Annotated in this window: 21 protein-coding genes; 18 read left to right on the top strand and 3 right to left on the bottom strand. The window is 62.6% G+C overall.

Features of this window, described 5'->3' with window-relative positions; genetic code table 11:
• The first annotated feature begins 300 nt into the window (after positions 1-300).
• The 8 genes from M1D89_RS01210 (at position 301) to M1D89_RS01175 (ending at position 7,412) form a co-directional block, all read left to right on the top strand.
• On the top strand, positions 301-1,314 hold the full coding sequence (locus M1D89_RS01210; protein WP_498643317.1) for a DUF4192 domain-containing protein: 1,014 nt from the start codon (positions 301-303) through the stop codon (positions 1,312-1,314).
• 215 nt (positions 1,315-1,529) lie between these two features.
• Positions 1,530-1,664, top strand: a complete 135-nt coding sequence (locus M1D89_RS01205) for a hypothetical protein (protein WP_498643315.1) — start codon at positions 1,530-1,532, stop codon at positions 1,662-1,664.
• 533 nt (positions 1,665-2,197) lie between these two features.
• Positions 2,198-3,106, top strand: a complete 909-nt coding sequence (gene dprA, locus M1D89_RS01200; protein ID WP_498643313.1) for a DNA-processing protein DprA — start codon at positions 2,198-2,200, stop codon at positions 3,104-3,106.
• 61 nt (positions 3,107-3,167) lie between these two features.
• Positions 3,168-3,560 carry a hypothetical protein gene (locus M1D89_RS01195; protein WP_498643311.1) on the top strand — a complete coding sequence of 131 codons (393 nt, stop codon included), beginning with the start codon at positions 3,168-3,170 and terminating at the stop codon, positions 3,558-3,560.
• A gap of 572 nt (positions 3,561-4,132) precedes the next feature.
• Positions 4,133-4,483, top strand: a complete 351-nt coding sequence (locus tag M1D89_RS01190; RefSeq protein WP_498643309.1) for a hypothetical protein — start codon at positions 4,133-4,135, stop codon at positions 4,481-4,483.
• Positions 4,484-4,544: 61 nt separating this feature from the next.
• On the top strand, positions 4,545-4,856 hold the full coding sequence (locus M1D89_RS01185) for a hypothetical protein (RefSeq protein ID WP_498643307.1): 312 nt from the start codon (positions 4,545-4,547) through the stop codon (positions 4,854-4,856).
• Between the two features lie 582 nt (positions 4,857-5,438).
• On the top strand, positions 5,439-6,785 hold the full coding sequence (locus M1D89_RS01180) for a ParB/RepB/Spo0J family partition protein (RefSeq protein WP_498643305.1): 1,347 nt from the start codon (positions 5,439-5,441) through the stop codon (positions 6,783-6,785).
• Positions 6,786-7,034: 249 nt separating this feature from the next.
• Entirely contained in the window at positions 7,035-7,412 is a 378-nt protein-coding gene (locus tag M1D89_RS01175) for a hypothetical protein (protein WP_498643303.1), read from the top strand.
• Positions 7,413-7,522: 110 nt separating this feature from the next.
• On the opposite strand, the gene M1D89_RS01170 is transcribed toward M1D89_RS01175, so the two are convergent.
• Together M1D89_RS01170 and M1D89_RS01165 are read right to left on the bottom strand one after the other, a co-directional pair.
• The gene (locus tag M1D89_RS01170; RefSeq protein ID WP_498643301.1) at positions 7,523-7,933 is read right to left on the bottom strand and encodes a hypothetical protein; all 411 of its coding nucleotides are present in this window, start codon (positions 7,931-7,933) and stop codon (positions 7,523-7,525) included.
• 515 nt (positions 7,934-8,448) lie between these two features.
• Positions 8,449-8,871, bottom strand: a complete 423-nt coding sequence (locus M1D89_RS01165) for a hypothetical protein (RefSeq protein ID WP_498643299.1) — start codon at positions 8,869-8,871, stop codon at positions 8,449-8,451.
• 297 nt (positions 8,872-9,168) lie between these two features.
• On the opposite strand from M1D89_RS01165, the gene M1D89_RS01160 reads away from it, so the two are divergent.
• From M1D89_RS01160 to M1D89_RS01130, 7 genes are read left to right on the top strand one after another with little or no spacing between them, the layout of a single operon-like run.
• On the top strand, positions 9,169-9,453 hold the full coding sequence (locus M1D89_RS01160) for a glutaredoxin family protein (RefSeq protein WP_498643297.1): 285 nt from the start codon (positions 9,169-9,171) through the stop codon (positions 9,451-9,453).
• Complete coding sequence (locus tag M1D89_RS01155; RefSeq protein ID WP_498643295.1) at positions 9,450-9,755, top strand: hypothetical protein; 306 nt, start codon at positions 9,450-9,452, stop codon at positions 9,753-9,755. Before M1D89_RS01160 ends, M1D89_RS01155 begins: the two co-directional genes overlap by 4 nt.
• 5 nt (positions 9,756-9,760) lie before the next feature.
• On the top strand, positions 9,761-10,615 hold the full coding sequence (locus tag M1D89_RS01150) for a single-stranded DNA-binding protein (RefSeq protein ID WP_498643293.1): 855 nt from the start codon (positions 9,761-9,763) through the stop codon (positions 10,613-10,615).
• Between the two features lie 34 nt (positions 10,616-10,649).
• Complete coding sequence (locus M1D89_RS01145) at positions 10,650-10,910, top strand: ParB family protein (protein ID WP_498643291.1); 261 nt, start codon at positions 10,650-10,652, stop codon at positions 10,908-10,910.
• On the top strand, positions 10,907-11,497 hold the full coding sequence (locus M1D89_RS01140; RefSeq protein ID WP_498643289.1) for a thermonuclease family protein: 591 nt from the start codon (positions 10,907-10,909) through the stop codon (positions 11,495-11,497). The genes M1D89_RS01145 and M1D89_RS01140 overlap by 4 nt, the downstream gene beginning before the upstream one ends.
• Positions 11,498-11,538: 41 nt before the next feature.
• A complete protein-coding gene (locus M1D89_RS01135; RefSeq protein ID WP_498643287.1) occupies positions 11,539-11,799 on the top strand; it encodes a chemotaxis protein in 261 nt (86 codons plus the stop codon).
• 13 nt (positions 11,800-11,812) lie between these two features.
• Entirely contained in the window at positions 11,813-12,289 is a 477-nt protein-coding gene (locus tag M1D89_RS01130) for a hypothetical protein (protein ID WP_498643285.1), read from the top strand.
• Here the strand turns inward: M1D89_RS01130 and M1D89_RS01125 are convergent.
• Entirely contained in the window at positions 12,233-12,667 is a 435-nt protein-coding gene (locus tag M1D89_RS01125; protein WP_498643283.1) for a hypothetical protein, read from the bottom strand. The genes M1D89_RS01130 and M1D89_RS01125 overlap by 57 nt on opposite strands.
• Before the next feature lie 403 nt (positions 12,668-13,070).
• Between M1D89_RS01125 and mobF the strand changes: the two genes are divergently transcribed.
• From mobF to M1D89_RS01110, 3 genes are all read left to right on the top strand, one after another.
• Complete coding sequence (mobF, locus tag M1D89_RS01120) at positions 13,071-17,483, top strand: MobF family relaxase (RefSeq protein ID WP_498643281.1); 4,413 nt, start codon at positions 13,071-13,073, stop codon at positions 17,481-17,483.
• A gap of 415 nt (positions 17,484-17,898) precedes the next feature.
• A complete protein-coding gene (locus M1D89_RS01115; RefSeq protein ID WP_498643279.1) occupies positions 17,899-18,612 on the top strand; it encodes a hypothetical protein in 714 nt (237 codons plus the stop codon).
• On the top strand, positions 18,609-19,742 hold the full coding sequence (locus M1D89_RS01110) for an ImmA/IrrE family metallo-endopeptidase (protein ID WP_498643277.1): 1,134 nt from the start codon (positions 18,609-18,611) through the stop codon (positions 19,740-19,742). Before M1D89_RS01115 ends, M1D89_RS01110 begins: the two co-directional genes overlap by 4 nt.
• Positions 19,743-19,799 lie beyond the last annotated feature (57 nt).

Genomic DNA, 19,799 nt, shown 5'->3' with positions numbered 1-19,799 from the left:
GCCCTGTCGTGTCTACGACGTTTTTTGGCTGCTGTCCTTCGGATTGTACGTGTCCACTCCACCCCGTCTAGCCCCTCCAAAAGCAGTCGGGGCCTGCGGTCCGAAAATTCTTTAGCCAGGGATCCTCGCTAGCTCGGATCCCGCAAGATTTTTCTGCCCTTGCCCTGCGGGTAGACGGGCCTCCGTCGGCCACAGCTCCGCAAGCTTCGCCAGCAGCCAAAAAACAACGGGGGAGGAAAGAAAGTAGCTGGCCGGGTCACACCGCTCCCTCACCAATCCTCTGCAAAGGACACAAAACCAGTGAACGATCCCATCAACATCAGCACCCCGGCCGACATCCTGGCCTACGTCCCCCACATGCTGGGCGAGACCCCCAAGGAATCCTTCGTCCTGATCACGATGCAGGGCAACGCACTCGGCGCCACGCTGCGCCTTGATGCCCCGCTCTGCTTCGAACCCAAGGCGTTCGCCCAAACCGTCGTCAGCTACGCGACAGCCGACGAAGCGGCAACCGGGACCCTGCTGGTCATCTACACCGACGAGAACACCACGGCCGAACCCCGCCCGTTCTCCGAGCACGTTCAGGCGTTGCGCACCGAGTTGGAGACAGCGCGGATGCCCCTGAAAGACGCATGGATGGTGACCTCGGAAGTGTGGAGCAACTACCTGTGCACCGACAGCGCGTGCTGCACCGAGCGCTCACTGGACGAGATCACCAACAGCACCGGCAACACCTCCATGATCTACCGGGGAAGCAACGTCACCGGTTTCACCGCCCCTGAGCCGTTCACCGGCGAGGATGCAGCACGCGAAACGATCGCCGCGCACAAACCCGACGGATGGCCCGAGGACACCGAAGCACGCCGCACCCAATGGGCTGAACTCCTAGAAAACCCCAAAGGACTCACCCACGAGGCCGCGCTGGAACTGGCAGGAGCGTTGCAGCACCCCATCACCCGGGATTACCTGATGGCGGACATCATCACCAACGCCCCGGATCAGTTCACCTCCGTGCTGCTCGGTGTGTTCATTGCCCGTCCTGACTGGAACCGCGTGGACACGGCCCAGGAACTTGTCTTCGAGCTGATGAAAGTCACCCCCGAAGGACAACGCGCCCCGATGCTAAGCGTGATCGGCTGGACGGAATGGCTGAAAGGAAAGTCCAGTTTCGCGGGCCGGTATTTCAAGCTCGCGCTGGAGGACGTCGAGGGTTACCGGTTCGCTGAACTCATGGCCGATCTGGTCAGCCGCGGCTTGATGGCTGACTGCGTGCGTGATCCGAAAAAGGCCTATGCCCGCAAGATAGGCCGCTAACCGGAAGAGGCCGGACCCCACACCAAGGGTCCGGCCTTACCCATCGGGATCTCGCCCAGGCGCGCGCGGCCTCCCCCGCTCCGCTCCGCCGGCCGCGATGACGCTGCCGCGGGCGTAGCGACTTTCCAGTGAAACCGCAGGAACAGCCGATACGGTAAAAGGACAAGCAGTCCAACACCCGAAGGCAGGACCATACTGTGGCCGATGAGATTCGCATGACCGAGGCAGACACCGTTGCCCCCGACGCAAGCCCAGCCGAAGACGTCCTGGAACTGCGCCTACTCACAGTCGGACCGGTCACCGGACCCGTTGACCGGCCCTTGGAAGACCACCGCCTAGACGAGCTGTAAAGCACGGCAGCAACCGAGCTGCCCCCACAAATTTCTTTTGCAGAGAAAACAGAAAGAGCCGGCACCCACGTGCCGGCTCTTTCGCCTTCCAGACCCAAATGACCCTGATGCCCGGTGGCCGGGAGTGAGGCATGCTCGCGGGGCTCGCACTCCTTTTGGGCGTCCACTCCGCTTCGCTCCGTGGCCGGCTGTTGGGCCCGGTCCCGTCGTCGCAGAGCTCCGCCGTGCCCGGTCCTGTTGTGTCTACGACGTTTTTTGGCTGCTGTCCTTCGGATTTTATGTGTCCGCTCCACCCCGTCTAGCCCCTCCGCAGGCTCCGGGGCCTGCGGTGCAGGAAATGTCCCTACGGCGCTCCTGCGTCGCTTATTTCCTCCGGGAATTTCCCACACCTTGCCCAAGGGTAGACAGGCCTCCGTCGGCCACAGCTCCGCAAGCTTCGCCAGCAGCCAAAAAACAACGGGGGAGGAAAGCAAGTAGCTGGCCGGGTCACACCGCTCCCTCACCAACCATTCCTCTGCAAAGGACACAAAACCATGAACGACCGCATTGCACGCGCCGCCCTGACTCGTCTTTTCGACTCCCAGGACTCCACTGGCCGAGCGCTTGTCCACGCCTTGGGCGCCTACGCGACCCTGAGGGTAGCAACCGGCGCCCAACCGCCCCACACCTTCCGCCACATCGGCGAAGAGGAATTGAACGAAGGGCTGCGCCGCTGGGCGCAGCGGATCCCAGACGTGGACGCAGAAAGGGACCTCGCCACCATCGAACGACTGGGCGGAGGTTTCCTTATCCCCGGGGATGAACACTGGCCTATCGGCCTCGATGATTTGCCTGATGCCCCGTACGGGCTTTGGTACGTCGGGAACATCACCCAGGGGATCCCCGCGGTACAGCGCACGGCAGCGTTGACCGGTTCCCGCGATTCCACCAGCTACGGCGCAGCTGTCACCGGTGAGATGGCTCATGGGCTGGCCCAGCGTGGAATCTGCATTGTCTCCGGCCTGGCCTACGGCATCGACGCGCACGCCCACCGTGGCGCGCTTGCTGGCTTTACCGGCACCGGACCGGCGACCATCGCGGTTGCAGCCGGAGGCCTTGACCGGGTTTACCCGTCCGGCAACGCCGACCTCGCGGCCGCGATCAGGGCCAACGGGTTGGTTGTCTCAGAGCAGCCCCCGGGAAACGCGCCCACGCGTTACCGCTTTTTGCAGCGGAACCGCATCATTGCCGCCCTCGCCGGGGTCACCTGTGTTGTCGAAGCCCGGTGGCGTTCCGGCGCGCTGAACGCCGCGCACCACGCCGAAACCATTGCCCGACATGTGGCGGCAGTACCCGGAAGCGTGCACAGCGCGAACTCGGCAGGCTGCCACAGGCTCCTGAAAGAAGGCACGGCAGCACTGGTTTCCGACGCCGCAGAACTGGCCGAACTACTCGCCAGCTAGACCAGCCGGTGGCCGGGACGGGCGTCCCGGCCACCACCCCATTCGTAAAGGAGACCGAACCATGACTGAAAGCCCCGAAACCCGACAGGCCGCCGAAGAGAGCGAATGGTTTCCCGCGCGTGACCTGGTGGACGCGATGAAAGCCGAAGGCCTGGAACTTCACGTCGAACAAACCGGCGGAGGCACCGCCACCTTTTTCCTTCAGAGCGAAGGCAGCCACACCTTCACGGTTGGCCCCGGATCATTCAGCTGGAAGAACCCCCTGGAATCCAAGTTCACCACCGCTGAGCTCTACTACGGCCCGGACCACTACGACGACGACGGCGAACCGGTGGAGTTCTCCGCCGACGAAGAGAAGACCATCACGCCGGGAACCCCGATGGCTGATATCGCCCAAGAAATCGCCGCGAACTTCCGCCGATTCAACACCCGCCCGACCGACAGCGCCACGTAAGCAGGGTGGGCCGTTCGCCTTGTGTGGGCGGGCGGTCCGCCGCAGGTGGCCGGCTTGGGCGCGTGGTTGCCGGCGACGGACCGCCGTTCCCGCAACGGGGCCAGCACCACTCACCTGGTGCGTGCGGCAAGCCTTGGCGGGTACTAACCTGGGCGGATCCGAGCGGGCCAGGACAGGAGCGTGCTCGCGGGTTCGCACCCCTTTCGGGCGTCCACTCCGCTTCGCTCCGTGGCCGGCTGTTGGGTGATGCCGGTCCGTCGCAGAGCTCCTGCCCGTCAACACCTGTTTGTCTACGACGTTTTCTGGTTGCTGTCCTCCGGATTGTAGACGTCCACTCCACCCCGTCTAGCCCCTCCAAAAGCAGTCGGGGCCTGCGGCACTGGAATTCTTCGACGGCGCTTCGCTTATTTCCTTTCGAAGATTTCCAACACCTTGCCCTGCGGGTAGACAGGGCTCCGCTGGCCGCCAAGCAAGCAAGCTTGCCAGCAACCAAAAAACAACGGGGGAGGAAAGAAAGTAGCTGGCCGGGTCCCACCGCTCCCTCACCAATCCTCTGCAAAGGACACAAAACCATGATTAACCACCTGATTGCGCTGTACATCCCGTCGCGACTCAGCGAGAACGTCACAGTCGCCAGCCTCGACGCACGGCACAGCAGCCTTCAAATCATCGTCGGCGGCGGCCTGGAGTGCATCGCCAGAGGCGACTGGCAGGTCTACCTGAACGCCGAGACGCAAACGACCGGACCATCAAACGTCCGCGCCGCGCAGCTGCTCCACGAAACCGGGCTTGAGCTGCCCGTCACCGGGAACGCCGTGTTCCTGGGCCGAGAAGGTCTCAGCCATGACGTCGACGTTCCGGAGTATCTGATCCGCCGCGCCGAAGCACTCTTCGACACCCGGCTCACCCAGCCAGCGGCCTAAACCCCTCGGGGTGGCCGGGACCAGCTCCCGGCCACCCCCCAAGTTTTGAGGAGACAGAACCATGACGAACTTCTGGGATGAAGACGGCGACTTCGACTACGAAGCCCACCACGAGGCAGGCCAACGCGACAAAGCAGCCGAGACCGCCGCAAGGATCGGCCACCCGGGAATGGCGGATGCCTTCTACTACTTCGGGCTACAGGGCAAACCGGATTCAACCTTCACGCCCGAACTGCTCACAGCGTTGGATACGTGGCAGGTCCAGCTCGAGAAAATAGAAGCTGCCCCGGCCGATGAAGAAATCAAGGAGCTGCAGCGCCAGACCGAGGAAGCCACCAACGCGATCCTCACCAAGATCGACAGCGCCACATAAACCCGAGGGTGGGCCGTTCGCCTCGCAAGGGCGGGCGGTCCGCCGCAGGTGCTTGCCCTGGGTGGGTGGTTGCCGGCGACGGACCGCCGTTCCCGCAACGGGGCCGGCACTACTCACCTGGGGCGTGCGGCAAGCCCGGGCCGGGATTAACCTGGGCGGATCCCCGGTGGCCAGGGGAGGAGCATGCTCGCGGGGCTCGCACTCCTTTTGGGCGTCCACTCCGCTTCGCTCCGTGGCCGGCTGTTGGGCCCGGTCCCGTCGTCGCAGAGCTCCGCCGTGCCCGGTCCTGTTGTGTCTACGACGTTTTTTGGCTGCTGTCCTTCGGATTTTATGTGTCCGCTCCACCCCGTCTAGCCCCTCCGCAGGCTCCGGGGCCTGCGGTGCAGGAAATGTCCCTACGGCGCTCCTGCGTCGCTTATTTCCTCCGGGAATTTCCCACACCTTGCCCAAGGGTAGACAGGCCTCCGTCGGCCACAGCTCCGCAAGCTTCGCCAGCAGCCAAAAAACAACGGGGGAGGAAAGCAAGTAGCTGGCCGGGTCACACCGCTCCCTCACCAATCCTCTGCAAAGGACACAAAACCAATGAACGCAACACCCACGCTCGAACTGCTTGACCCCACCACTCTGACGGTGGACACCAACGTCCGCAAGGAGGCCGGACTCACCAAGGAGTTCGTGGCCAGCATCAAAGAACATGGCGTGCTTGTGCCCGTCGTCGCCCACCGGACCGAGGACGGAACCGTGCACGTCCTGATGGGACAGCGCCGCACCCTTGGAGCCGTTGAGGCAGGAGCGGCGACCATTCCCGTGCTCGTCGGCGCCACTCCCGAGGAAGCGGAACGCCTCGCCACGCAGGTAGTGGAGAACGACCACCGCAGCGCACTCACCGACGGCGACCGTGCCGAAGCGTTCCACCAAATGGCTCTGCTGGGCGTGAGCGCCAGCGTCATCGCCCGGAAAATGGGGGCCAAGAAGGCAGTTGTCGAAACCGCGCTGAAGGTCAAAGCGAACACCACCGCCACCCGGGCCCTGGACCAAGGCCTGACGCTGGAGCAGTCCGCCGTGATCGAGGAATTCGCGGACGATGCCAACGCGGTGGCCGCGCTCGAACGCCTCGCCACCGAGAACCCCGGGAACTTCGCCCACCGGGCGCAGCGGCTCCGGGACGAGCGCAGAAACAACGCCCTGCTTGCCGAAGCCTGCGCCGAGGCTGCCGCTAAAGGCCTGACCGTGTTGGAACAAGATCCCCGCTACTACGACTACAAGGGACCCGCCGCCCTGATCTCCACACTGACCACCCGCGAGGGCGAACGCGTCAGCGAGACGGACGCTGACGCGGTCTACGTCGGCATCGGATACAGCGGGTTGGTGACACAGTTCGCCGTAGCTGACTGGAAGGCCCGCGGGCTGCGGAAGGACGGCAAGGCCCCGGCAGGAGGCATGACCGAAGAGGAAAAAGCCGCACGCCGGGAAGTCATCGAAAACAACAAAGCCATGGACTCGGCCGAGGTAGTTCGCAGGGAGTTCGTCAAAACCCTGCTGGCACGCAAGGCCCTGCCGAAGAACGCCCAGAAGTTCATCGCCCACACGATTGCCCACGCCAGCTACATCCTGACCAAGGCCTTCAACAAGACCGAACTCACGGCGGAACTGCTGGGAACCGGCACCGGCTACGGCGAGTTCACGGCCTACGTCGACAAGCCCACCACCAAACCCGAAACGGTCACCCTCGCCACCATGATCACCGCCTACGAGGCAAACATCGATCGCACGAGCTGGCGGACTCGCCACAGCAACACCCGCTACTACCTCACCCAGCTCACGGCATGGGGATACGAACCCAGCGACGTCGAAAAGATCATCCTCACCGACCCCAAGACAGAAACCGAGGAAACCACCGAACCCGCGGACGAACCCCAAGCCGCCTAAGCCCCTTGCCGGGCGGAACCCTCACCGCCCGGCAAGACCCCGGCCACTCACCACGGCAGGGCCGGGAACCTCCCAAACGTCGGGCGGTCCGACGCCCAGGGCGAACCACAGCAGCCAATCACCTGCGACGGACCGCCGTGCAACGCCACCAAGCACACGCCCACCGACAGCCGCGCCCCGCCGGCCACCTGGCTACTCCATCGCCCCACCACAGAGAAGTCTGTCGGAGGTCACCGTTAGGCTCATCCCATGGCAGCACAGACAGGAATCACCATGAACACCCAGACACCCCCAGGGGTCACTCTCGCCGAGATCTTCCCTGGACTGCCCCCAATCCTTGACCAAGTGATGATAGGTGCGTTGATCTTCGCGGCCATCGCCACAATCTATCTGGGCATCGGATGGATGATCGCTCACTCCAGAATGGAAGACCTCGATGACGACAACGACACCCTTCCGTTCCACATCGGCTTCGTCACAGCCATCTCCCTGCCCCTGATCCTGCTGAACAACATGCGCAGCATCACCGGCCTAATCCTCGGAGCAGCGATCGGAGCCTTCCTCGCCCTGGGCACCTACCTTCTCCTGCGCCGCCACCGGGCAACCCACCCAGGAACCACGCGCTGACGCGCAAGACTTCAGTCTTGTAGACTGAACCACAGATTTCCTTTTGCAGAGGGAAAATAGGAAGGGCCGGCACTTACAGTGCCGGCCCTTCACCCTTTAACCCGGAAAAATCAGCTGATGGATCCACCCAGCCGCGCCCAGTGCTCAACCAACTCCGGCTTAGGGTCAGCGGCCAGCAGAGCATCCGCATCAGCCTGCGCTTTCTTGATCGAAGCCTCCGTGCTGCGGTGCACCTCCCCGGCAAGTTTCTCCCCGGACTCCTTCCATCCGGGCATCAAAGCCTCCATGATCTCGTCCTGGCCGGCCACGGCTGCTTCCGCCCGCAAGAGATCCTGATACGTCTTCGCCATATCCGCAGGACGGTCAACTGTCGTGAAAACTACGGCCGGGACAGCGACGCCGGCAGAACACGCATACCCATGCCGCAACGCCAACGGCACGGTGTACTGATCAATCGGCCGCTCAGCGTCCAACCACTCGACCTTGCCTAGATCACCACCGTGCTCCTCAATAATCTCCAAGGTCGTCCTCACTGGAAGATCAACCCACTGAAGCCTCATATCAGGGCGAACAAGATAGAACATCAAGGAACCTTTCTGTCGGTAAACCCAAGGCTAGCGGCCCGCCCCACACAACCAGGATCAGTTCGCTACCAGAGCAGAACGACCGGCCACAGCACCCATGGGCCAAGCCAATCCCCGCCGACCCACCACCCGCGGGGGAACAGTTCCTTTCAGCCTTGACGACACATCGGGGCAACCGTAATCACCTGACACAGGCACAAGAACCCAACGGCCAGTCAGCTGCTAAAGAAGCCGGGGGAGTCACACCGGACTACTACCCGCAATCTTCCCAAATGTCATTTTCCGAAGCTGACTGCACAGAAGCTCCCGTGGTTATAGGCGTTATGCAGAGGACTTTAGAGCACTGCTCGGTCGATAGTTCCCTGCAATGTGGTGCTTTTGTCCGCTGCTCCTGTTTAGGAGGAAGGCGCGGAAAGGGCAGACAAGAGGCAGGCGTAGCTGAACGGAGCCCACTAGGGCACGTAAAACTCACGAGGTTCACTGGCTTGAACCGAGAGGGCCCCCGCCGGCCCGTTGCCTCCCGCCGTGTGCGCGTATGGCACGCCGGATCCGTGATTCCTGCCTGCGCAAGCGCATTCACACAGCCAGGTATTCTCGGTCTTGCCGCGTCTCCAGCACTGCTCGACACATTTGTCGACGCCGCCGTGCTGAATGACCTTGACCCGCCCGTAGCGATCAACCAGCCCTAGAATGACCGCGCTCGTGTGAGGTCGCGACACGGACCAGACTCCACGGTTGTACTCCACCTGGCCGCTGCGTGATGCCTTGAACATGTCACCCAGAATCGAGTAGCCAGCACCCCTGCCCTCATACGGCAGATTTAGAATCTCGGTCCGCGCACCAGCAGGGCGGATAACCACCGTTACGTCACTCATGGGTAGAGCGTATGGCTTGATCTATTCACGCAGCGAATCGGGTCATTTGGGGATCCCTTCCCTGGCATGTAGTGGCTGTGCAGACGACTTTGGACGTTTGTGCAGCTAGCTTCTGAAGATGACACTTCCCAAACTCACCAGACGCCCAAATCACCAGAAAATCAATACCAAAAGCCAGTCAAAAACCCCTGGAAATAAGGGTAAAAACCTTTAAATCCAATTGGATAAAAGCTAGAATAGTAGTAGCAAGTCAGCCAGACGAACCTAACCAAACTGATACGAAACCCAGGACTGAAAATGACTTCCTCAATCACCGATTACACGGTTTACACCAAGCCCGGTTGCCCGAACTGCGACCGCACCATGGAGTACTTCGACTCCAAAGGCATCACTTACACGCCCGTGGACATCACCGAAGTGCCGGCAGCGCTGGAATACATCACCCAAGAGCTCGGCTACTCCCAGGCACCCGTCATCGTGAACAATTCCGATGACCAGGACCACTGGTCCGGGTTACGCCGCGACAAGCTCGTCCAAGCCGCCATGAACCACACCACCGCAAGCCACCAGGAGGCATCATGAACACGCCCATCACCGCCGAGACCATCACCATAATTCTGGACGAACAGGGTGTTCCCGCGGAACTTCGCACCGATCCCGAAGTCCAGGCTGCCGCGTTCGGGCTTGCGTTCCTGAACTCCCCGGCAACTCCGGCCGAGGGACGCTTCTACGGCGCCTCAACCGTCTTCTACGACGAGGAAAACGAAAGCAGGTACGAGGTCAGCAACCGCGATCTCCTTGAAGAGCAGCTCACCGCCCGGCTGAGCGTCCGCATCGCCGAACTCGCCCAGAGTGATGACGGCATGAACCACCAAGCAGGGTGAGGACCGTGACCACCCCGCACCCTGTGGACGGGTTCAAGATCAGCCCGCGGGTCCCGTTGGACGTGGACTTGTTCCGGGAAACCAACCCCAGCGGCAGGATCTACCCCGACGCCAAGGAGGAACCTTTCGCCGGCTACTACGGCATCCCCCTCAGTGTCGAGGATGACCGCTACCTTGACGCGATCAACCGGGCCCCCATCGGGGCCGGCGGTCTCTGGGACAAACACACCGCAGACCAGCACCAACCCAACGACCTCACCCACGATGAACCGGGTGGGACCGAACCTCAGAACGAAACCAGCACACACACCGAGAACACCAACAGCACACGAGGAAAAGGAACCATCATGGCCGGCGAAACCACCATTACCGTCATCGGAAACCTGACATCTGACCCCGAGCTGAGGTTCACCCCGTCGGGATCCGCGGTAGCGAATTTCACGATCGCCTCCACTCCCAGGACCTTCGATCGGCAGTCGAACGAGTGGAAGGACGGGGAGACGCTTTTCCTCCGCGCCAGTGTCTGGCGGGAAGCAGCTGAGAACGTCGCCGAGTCCCTGACCAAGGGCACGCGCGTCATCGTTTCCGGCCGGTTGAAGTCCCGGTCCTACGAAACCAAAGAAGGCGAAAAGCGCACCGTCATAGAACTCGAGGTAGACGAGATCGGCCCCTCACTGCGTTACGCGAATGCGAAAGTGAACCGTACGCAGCGCAGCAATCAGGGCAGTGGAAACGGCGGAGGTTTCGGGAACCAGCCTAGCACCGCGCAGCCTGTCCAGCAGGACGATCCTTGGGCTACGAACTCGCGGACCAACGCCGGTTCCTGGGGCAACGGGCCCGACTCCGAACCCCCGTTCTAAGCCGAATCGACCACTCCCAGGAAGGTCAAAGACCATGAAGAAGTCGCTGGAGAAGAAAGGCCCCTACTTCACGGAAGAGGACCTGAGGCAGATCCGCGCAGCGGTCCAAGCCGTCGGGAAGCTCGAGGGGTATGTGTCCATTTCGGACTTCGTTGAAGCAGCTGCACGCCGGGAACTGCGGCGGCTTCAGCGCAAGTATAACGACGGCCGGAAATGGCCGGGAGTTGAAGCCGGCGAACTCCGTCCAGGGCGACGGACCCGCGCCGAAACAGCTGCTAAGGAGGACCACCCGTGACCGCCATCCAGTACAGGGGCCGGCTGCTGCTTGGCAGTGTTGTGGCTGTTCTTGCCCTGTCCGGTTGCGCGGCCCAGGGCGGACCGCAGGTCGTTCCTGCCGGCAGTCAGGCACCGCTGCAGGAAGTCCCTTGTACCGCGCCGGGTACGGCGACGCGGCCGCCGGCACTTCAAGTCACGGCCAGTGGCCCGTATGCCGTGGAGAAGGTGGTCGATGGGGACACGATTCGGATCAGCTGCAACGGCACCAGCACTCGCGTGAGGCTGGTGGGCATCAACGCACCGGAGAGCGTCAAGGGAGACGCGCCGGTGGAGTGCGGCGGCCCGGAAGCATCCATCTATCTGCACTCACTTCTGGACGGGCAACAGGTCTTTCTTTCAGCGGATCCCGCCCAAGGGGTCCGCGACAAGTACGACCGGCTTCTTGCCTACGTCTGGACCACCGACGGCACCCTGACCAACCGCACCATCCTCGAACAAGGTCACGCCGAGGCAACCGGCTACGGCAAGCCCTTTGCCTATAGCGAGGACTTCACCGCGGCCGCCGACCACGCCAGAAGGAGCAAGGCGGGCCGCTGGAACTGCTGAGACCGCCGTCCACGCATCAGCCCATCGCTAGGGGGCACATCATGGCTGTCGTTCTGATCTTCTTCGCAGCGTTCGCCGCCGTCGCACTGGGCGGCTGGATCATCTACGCACTCACGCACCCGGTGGCCGCCGGCCAAGTCATCTTGATCTTCCTCTGCAAGGCGGCCGGCGTCATCGCCTTGGTCACCGCCGTTGTGGCCTGGCTCGGTCAGAGCCTGCTCCAAGCAGTGCCACCGGCGCTGTTCATGGTCGCTTTCTTCTTCGCCGCGAACCGGCTGGAACGCCGCTGGCGTCGCTGGTGAACCAGCCGTGTCCATGACGCGGGACGCGGCCCGGTTCTGGTCCAAGGTCATCAAAGGACCGCGGGAGAATGACTGTTGGCTCTGGACCGGCGCGGTCGGTGATGACGGCTATGGCCGGTACTGGATCAAAACCGCCACGGGTCAACAGGCTCTCCGGCCCCAACGCTTCGCGCACTTGCTGCTGACCGGAGAACAGCTGGATCCCGACACCAAGCTCATGCACTCGTGCGATATTCCGATCTGCATCCGCGCGACGGGTGGGCCCGACAGTCACTTGTTCCCTGGCACGCAGGCCGAGAACCTGATTGACCGGTCACAAAAGAGACGCCACGCCAACGCCCATTCATGGCGTTGGCGTGGCGTCGGTCGCGCGAACTTCACCGCTCAGTCACGGCAGCTCCGTGATGCGCTGAAAGAGCACGGATGGGATGAGTCAGTGATCCGACCCCTCATGTCCGGCCACGACCCCGACGCTCCCACTCTCTTCTGATCCCTGCGCCTCGGCAGTCGGAGCACCGGCGCCGGCCTTGGCCTTCTTCGGCGTGGCCACGTCGATGCTGCGGACGTAGGAAACACTCACGTCCAGGAGTTCGGCGATGCCCTGCCTGGTCTCACCGGTGGCGAGCATCTTCCGAACGGTTTCCTTCGCATCATCAATGGCTGCGGCCGCGTTCTTCTTCGCCGTAGCGATCAATTCGGCTGCCTGCCGTTCGGCTTCCTCGACTCCTGCTTCGGCCATCATCGTTGCGGCGTGGTAGTCGGTAGCCAAAGAGTGAAGCGTCGCTTCACGTTCGCGCCGTTTCGCGGCCAACTCCTCGGTCTTCCGGCGTGCCTGAACGATCATCGTGTTGCGTGTCTTGCCAGCCATCACGGCCCCCTGTGGTGTGGTCGGTTTACTGTCTCCGTTCCCCATTCTTGCAGAACGCCCCCGGGCACCCCGAAACCTAACGGTTAGAAGCCCACGCGTGTTCAACCCGAGGCGCCGACGGGGCGTTGCGGGCGGTCGGTGGCTCGCTGGCAGGGGTTAGACACAGCTTGCCCTGGCCAGGCATGGCACCACTGGTGTTTTTCGGGCTGTGCATAACCCCTGCCAGCGAGTATCAACAATCAAAGCTGCCGCTTTTCATGTGGATACTCGCATCAGAATGATGGACTCGAATCCGACGTTTTTCGAACCGATACTCGCCAGCTCGCATCAAGCTCAAAACGCCAAATTCAGTCACACCTCTTGCATTTCGAATAAATGAGGCCGATTCCGCTAGAGTCGGGGCATGATGTCGCTGCACGTTCTCAGTGCTGGCACCGGTTACCTGTACTACACGCAGGAGACCGCCAGCGGTGATGAGCTGCGCGCAGGCGACCGCCACTTGGGCGATTACTACACCTTCCAGGGTCTTCCCCCGGGTCAGTGGCTCGGGCGCGGAGCTGAAGCGCTGGGAGTGTCCGGGAATGTCACCGAAGCCCAGATGGCCAATCTCTTCGGGCAGGGCCGGCACCCGGAATACGAAGCCATCCTCGCCGCGAAACTGGCCGAGCGGCTTCCCGCCAAAGCGGCAGAAAAGACCGCCCAGGCCGAGGCGAAATTGGGTCGCCGTTACTACGACTACGGCCCCAAAGACAACGCCCTGGCACAGGCCATCCGCGTTCGCGAGAGCGACTTCGAACGCATGCAGGGCCGCAAACCCAACGCGGGGGAGCGGCACCGTATACGGGCCACCGCGGGGGCTGTGATGTTCCGTGAAGGACACGGACGCCCGCCCGCTTCGAAGGAAGAACTGGGCAGGTACATCACCGCGCAGCTGCGACCCCAGCAGAACGCCGTGGCCGGATACGACCTGACCTTCACTCCCGTCAAAAGCATCTCCGTACTGTGGGCTCTCGGGGACGCCGACACTCGCCGTCTTGTCGAAGAAGCCCACCAGGCCGCTCTCAAGCAGTCCGTGGAGTATCTGGAAACCCACGCCCTGGCGACGCGGTTGGGTACCAACGGCATCGCCCAGACCTCCGTCAAAGGCGGGCTGACGGCGACGGCCTTCCGGCACCACGATTCACGTCTGGGGGATCCGAACCTGCACACCCACCTTGTGGTCTCCAATAAGGTCCAGGACTTTCAGGGGAACTGGAAGACCATCGACGGCAAGCTGCTGCACCGCTCCGCGGTGGCCGTCTCGGAGCACTACAACACCCGGATACAGGCCTACCTGGAAGAGCACGGAGTGGAGTTCGAAGCCCGCACCGTCAACGGGTCCAAGCAGCCCGTCATGGAAGTAGCGGCCGTGCCGCGGGAACTGAATGCGCTGTTTTCCAAGCGCAGCACGGGCATCCGTTCGAGCCTGACGGAACTGCGTCAGGCGTACGAAGAGCAGCACGGCCACAGCCCCGACCAGGCCACCTTGATCAAACTCGCCCAGGCCGCGACATTGGACACCCGGCCCGACAAAGAGATGCCCAAGACCCTCGCCGAACAGGCCAAAGCATGGCGGCAGGAAGCCGCGGCCCTGTTCACGGAGAAGGACCTCAAACGCATCACCGGTACCCGTTCCCGGACCCTCCGCCCTGCCGTCACTGAGATTGATATTGACGCCACAGCGCGGCAGATCGTCGCCGCGGTCTCGGACAAACGCTCCACCTGGACGGCGCAAAACGTCATGGCCGAGGCCAACCGATGGGCACGCGAGCACGCCGTTGAACACGGCCCGGTCCCGGCCGGAACCATTGAACGGGTTGTCTCCCACAGCCTCCGCACTGTATCCGTTCGCATCACACCGGACCAGGTTCACGGCCGGTTCGAAGCACTCACCCGAAACGCCGGAACAGCCGACTTCAACCACCGCACCGACACCCGGTACACCTCCACGAAAATCCTCGAAAACGAAAACCTGCTCCTGCGCGCCGGGAAGAAGGACGTCATCCCGGCAGCATCCATGCAAGACTTCAACGCCGCCGTGGAGGCCTACAACCTCGCCGTGGCCACCGGAGAAAAGTCCCACCCGCTGGACGCAGGACAGATCGAACTCGCACGCGAGTTCGCAACCTCATCGAAACTCCTGGCCGTGGGTATCGGAGCCGCCGGTACCGGCAAATCCAGTTCCATGGGCCTGGTCCGGGCAGCGATCACTCACGCCGGCGGCAGGGTCATTGGCCTTGCGCCTTCCGCCGTGGCAGCCGCGAACCTGGGCGAACAACTTGGCATCACCGCCGGGACGACAGACAAATTTCTGCTCAGCCCCAACGAGACTTACAAAGTCACCCCCGGCACCCTCGTGATCGTCGATGAAGCCGGCATGCAGGGCACCGGCAAACTCGCCGACGTCGTGCGGGCAGTGGAAGCCGGCGGCGGACTCGTCCGGCTCATCGGTGATGACCGGCAGCTCTCCGCCGTCCAAGCCGGCGGCGCACTACGGTTGCTGATCAACGAAGTCGGCGCAACCGAACTGGAAACCATTCACCGGTTCCACAGCCCCGAAGAAGCAGAAGCATCCCTGCTCCTGCGCACACCCACAGAACACGAAACTGACCCGTTCGCCTGGTACAAGGACAACGGACGCGTCCAAGCCGGAAGCATCGAAACCGTTGAAGGGTTGGCTTTCGGATTGTGGCAGAGCCGCCTGAACCAGGGCGACGCCGCGGTGATGATGGCACCGACCAACGAAAGCTCCCAACGCCTCTCCGAACGTGCCCAGGCCTACCGGATCGAAACCGGAGAAGTCGCCGGCACCGGAACCTCCGTGCAGCTTCGCGACGGCTCCCACGTCTGGGCCGGGGACCACGTAGTAACCCGTCTGAACGATTCCCAGCTGAAGGTCAAACGCGGCCGCGACGTCGTAAAGAACGGCGACCTCTGGACCGTCGAACAAACCCACGAAGACGGGTCCCTGTCGGTCAGCCACCTCGAGCACGACGGGACCATCCGTCTCCCCGCCGAGTACGTCTCAGAGCACGTCCACCTTGGCTACGCCCTGACTACCCACCGTGCCCAGGGCATGACCAAAGATGCTGGTATCCCGATCCTCGATGCCTCCACCACCCGTGAGAACGCCTACGTCGCCGCTACGCGTGGCCGGGACGAGAACGTGCTGTTCGTTGCCGTCGAGGAAGGTCAAGACAGGGACAGTGTTCTGGCCGCTATCGCGGGGAACCACAGCCAGGATTCCTCCGCACACGAGACCATGGCCACCGAATACGAACGCATCAACTCGCCCCTAACCTTGGCCGATCAATACCGCTACGTCAACGAAGAAGCCAACACCCTCCGCATGGCCGCAATGGCACGGGAGATCCTTGGACCGGACGCAGAGAAGTTCATCAACGCCGAGTCCTGGGGAGCGGTAGCCACGCACCTGGCCAAGGCCGAACAGGGCGGCTGGGACACCGTCGGGTTGCTGCGCACCGCAGTTGGCCAACGTGAATTCCAGACCGCCGATGACCTCTCCGCTGTCCTCGCCTGGCGCGTGGAAAAGATCGTGGACAAAGCCCCCGAGCTGATCGCCCAAGTGGGTGAACGACCCCTGCAAGGACTGACCGATGACCAGCTGGCCGCACTCCGGGCAGAAGCCGAAGCCGGTGCACGCGCCGCCCGTGAAGCAGCTGCAATCCACGGCCCGAAACCAGCTGACCACTGGACCAACCGCCGGCACGGCAAGCTCACCGACGCCGAACTGGAACGCCGGATCTTCACCACCCGGTTCACCGCACGCGAAACATCATCCATTAACGACCCGGCACAGGCCCGCCGCGCCCACCAGCAGCTGCGCGCGCTCCAGGACGAACACCGGATCCGCAACCAGCAGGTCAAAGAAACCCAGCGCACGGCCGAAACCGCCGAACGCGGCAGCCGCAGCGTCCACGGGAAGAACCCCGCCGCCAGGGCCAACACCCAGCGTGCGTGGGGACACGAAACGATCGCCGCCCGCGCCCGGGCGGAGGAACGCCTCCGCACCCTCACACCACGCCCTGCCACCCCCGTGCAGACACCCGACCGCTTGCCGGAATGGATCGCCCCGGCACGTGCAGCAGCAAGCCCGTACCTGCCCCAGGCCTGGAAGGAAGAACTCGCAGCCCGCCGCGAAGTCCTCGCCGCAAGGTTCGACGAACGCGGCCACCTTCTGGCGGCCACACCACCGGACTGGGCACAGAAACTTGGCCCTGTCCCGGCACGCCCAGATGCGGCCCAACAATGGCGCGACACCGCTGCCAGCATCGAAATGTTCCGTGCCCGCTACAACGTTCCCGAAACGGAGGCCACACCAGTGCCAGAACGGTTCCGAAACGAAGAAATAGGCCAGCAACTCCACGACCAGGCAGTGACCGTCTCCAAACGCGCACGCGCCCTTCCCAAACACGCCACCGACCAAGACCGGACGCTCGATGCACTGCACGCCGTAGAGCGCAGCAAGGACACGCACGCCCCCGAGTCACCGGCGCAGCGCGCTTCCGACACTGACAGGGAAGCCAACGCCCAGGAACCGGCCGCCATCACGCCGGCGCAGACGGAGAAACCACGTCTCCGCAGCCGACTGGAGAAAATCACGGCCGAACGGAATGCAGCACGACTCGCGGCCCAGCAACAGCCACAGCCGCAAACCGAGGAAACGGCAGAGCGGAAGGACGCCGCCAAGGAACAAGCCGAACGCGCAGCGGCGCAGTCGCGCCAAATTCAACAGGACCAAGGACGCGAACTGTAGTACCGGGCAACACGGACTACCTGCGGAGGTGGACGGACGCACCCATGATGGTCGTCTGTCTTCACAGCCAACCTCAAGCTTTGAGTGGGCATAATGCGACCGAAGCTTCGGTCAACCGCTATTTGACCGGGGCTTCGCCAATTGAGTCTGTGACACCTTGCGGCTCTAGTGTCTTAGTCGGGCGGTGTGCCGGCGCCGAGTTGCAGCAAATCCAGGCGACTAATTGTTGTGCATTTTGCGTAGGTACTCGGAGTTACAGTCTCAACATGTGGGATCTAGAAATCTGTCGGCTTCAACGTGAGTGCGAAGACCGGAGGTTCCGTGCTCCTTACGCGACACGCCCAAGAGTGTCGCGTTCTTGGATATTTCTAAAGTGCTCATGTAGGTTTCAGGTAGAAAACTACAGGAGGTTGCTTTGAAGAACGCGGTCGACGTCGAATGGTCGTTTCGTCGCTTTAGTGCCCACGGAAAGAGCCTTCCTGGGATCATCCTGACCACTCTTACGAACTGCCACAATGAGCATGCCGACGGCCAGGCGCTGATCAAGTCGAAGCATAAGCGGTCCTACGGTCAGGTGAGCTACACCGTCCAGGAGAGGCTCGAGGAGGCGCTGGCGGGACTTGAGGGAGTCGAATTCAAGCGGCCCGGCAAGGGCAAACCCAAGGTGCTCGTCGTCAACGGCACGGCTCTCGTTCCCTGGCGCTACTCCAGGCTGGCCACGGCCGACCTGCACCAACAGAAGTATGGGACGTCGGATTCCCGGATCGGCACCTTTTCCATGCCGGTGGGCCCCTCACAGGGAATGCTCGACCTCGGCGACGGCGCCCGCGCCACCCTGACGCCCGAAGAAATCGACCTCGTTGACGCTCTGGAAGAGCTGGAGGATTCCGAGTCGCTTAAGCATCACCCGGTAGTAGTCGTTGCCTATGCCAGCAACCATCAGGCCTTGCACCATGCAGTGTGGGCTGATGCCCAGTTGGATGAGGACGGCACGCTTATCCTGCAGAACACCCAGGAGCTCTTCCATGCGGACTCGGCGGATGCAGCAGCAAAGCCGGAGCCGAAGAGCTTCGATTCCGAGCCCCGCCGCGGCTTCAACCTGATGCCTAAGGAAGCATCCGGATCATGACCAGGCAGCTCACTCTGTTCTCAACCGAAGAACTGATGTCGTCCCAGGCTGTCAGAGATCACTTTGATCCTGCCAGGTTGACGCAGGCGCGGCGGTTGGCAGGGATTACCAAGCAAGCGCTGGGCGACGCGGTTGGTGTGTCAGGCGCTGCCATCGGCCAATACGAGGCCGGCGTGACACCACGTCCTGAGATATTGAGCCTGCTGGCCAAGGAGCTGGGACAGCCTGTTGCTTTTTTTGCCATGGGCAGGCCGATAGGAAAACTGGACGTCTCCCAGGCCCATTTCCGCAGTCTTCGCTCGACGCGCGCGGCGGAGCGGCTCAAGGCAACTTCCTTCGTCGAACAGGTGTGGGAAGTAACGTTCGCGCTCGAAAAGCGGGTGGCCTTCCCGGATGTGAATGTTCCGTTCAACGAACCGGACAGCAGCATGTCCCCCATAGAAGCCGCCAGGGCCCTCAGAGCCTACTGGGAGGTGCCCAGCGGCCCGGTTCCCAACCTGGTGGAACTCATGGAGCGCAACGGCATCGTCGTTTCGGTTCTCACTCTCCGCGGCGACGAAGACGAAACCGCACGGGTGGATGCATTCTCTACGGCAGCACTGAACCGCCCCATCGTCGTCGTGACCCCGGAAAGGGCCCGTTCTGTCTATCGGCACAGGTTTACGTGCGCCCACGAACTTGGCCATCTCATCCTCCATCGCGAACTTGCTGTCGGGGACCCGCGGCAGGAACGCGAAGCTGATGCATTTGCTGCTGAGTTTCTTATGCCGCGGGCCGAAATAGAGCCGGTTCTCCCTGCCACTATGAACCTTCCACGGCTTGGCCAGATCAGCCAGACGTGGGGTGTTTCGCCCGAGGCGCTGGTGTTTCGCATGCAGGAACTCAAGGGTGCTTCAGATGTTTCCGTCCGGCGTGCGTACCAAAAACTAAGGTCCGGCAACCGGCAGGAGGCGTCCGTGGCGGACTACCCGGGAGAAGTCCCGATGCTGCTGACCGAGGCAATGAAAGTTGCTGAGAAAATCGGGTTTGCTGTGGCCGATCTGGCAAATGAGCTCAGATGGGCTCCGGAACGGGTGCGGCAAGTGCTGGGGCTTGTAGACGAGCGGCCAAAGCTTACGCTGGTTCGCTGACGGGAAGCCCGGATCCGGGTAGGGGACCTCAACAGTCCGGACCTCGTTGAGGGGTCA

This window comes from Arthrobacter sp. D3-18, from assembly GCF_054408525.1.
Note: the sequence above shows the minus strand (reverse complement) of the source record. Positions and strands in the feature narration are given on the sequence as shown.

Bases quoted from the DNA above. Each gene is read 5' to 3' on its own strand.
- M1D89_RS01160 (WP_498643297.1), top strand. From the start codon at position 9,169: ATGACTTCCTCAATCACCGATTACACGGTTTACACCAAGCCCGGTTGC.
- M1D89_RS01185 (WP_498643307.1), top strand. From the start codon at position 4,545: ATGACGAACTTCTGGGATGAAGACGGCGACTTCGACTACGAAGCCCAC.
- M1D89_RS01130 (WP_498643285.1), top strand. From the start codon at position 11,813: ATGACGCGGGACGCGGCCCGGTTCTGGTCCAAGGTCATCAAAGGACCG.
- M1D89_RS01205 (WP_498643315.1), top strand. From the start codon at position 1,530: ATGACCGAGGCAGACACCGTTGCCCCCGACGCAAGCCCAGCCGAAGAC.
- M1D89_RS01190 (WP_498643309.1), top strand. From the start codon at position 4,133: ATGATTAACCACCTGATTGCGCTGTACATCCCGTCGCGACTCAGCGAG.
- M1D89_RS01135 (WP_498643287.1), top strand. From the start codon at position 11,539: ATGGCTGTCGTTCTGATCTTCTTCGCAGCGTTCGCCGCCGTCGCACTG.
- dprA (WP_498643313.1), top strand. From the start codon at position 2,198: ATGAACGACCGCATTGCACGCGCCGCCCTGACTCGTCTTTTCGACTCC.
- M1D89_RS01125 (WP_498643283.1), bottom strand. From the start codon at position 12,667: ATGGCTGGCAAGACACGCAACACGATGATCGTTCAGGCACGCCGGAAG.
- M1D89_RS01155 (WP_498643295.1), top strand. From the start codon at position 9,450: ATGAACACGCCCATCACCGCCGAGACCATCACCATAATTCTGGACGAA.
- M1D89_RS01165 (WP_498643299.1), bottom strand. From the start codon at position 8,871: ATGAGTGACGTAACGGTGGTTATCCGCCCTGCTGGTGCGCGGACCGAG.
- mobF (WP_498643281.1), top strand. From the start codon at position 13,071: ATGATGTCGCTGCACGTTCTCAGTGCTGGCACCGGTTACCTGTACTAC.
- M1D89_RS01180 (WP_498643305.1), top strand. From the start codon at position 5,439: ATGAACGCAACACCCACGCTCGAACTGCTTGACCCCACCACTCTGACG.
- M1D89_RS01175 (WP_498643303.1), top strand. From the start codon at position 7,035: ATGGCAGCACAGACAGGAATCACCATGAACACCCAGACACCCCCAGGG.
- M1D89_RS01195 (WP_498643311.1), top strand. From the start codon at position 3,168: ATGACTGAAAGCCCCGAAACCCGACAGGCCGCCGAAGAGAGCGAATGG.
- M1D89_RS01145 (WP_498643291.1), top strand. From the start codon at position 10,650: ATGAAGAAGTCGCTGGAGAAGAAAGGCCCCTACTTCACGGAAGAGGAC.
- M1D89_RS01110 (WP_498643277.1), top strand. From the start codon at position 18,609: ATGACCAGGCAGCTCACTCTGTTCTCAACCGAAGAACTGATGTCGTCC.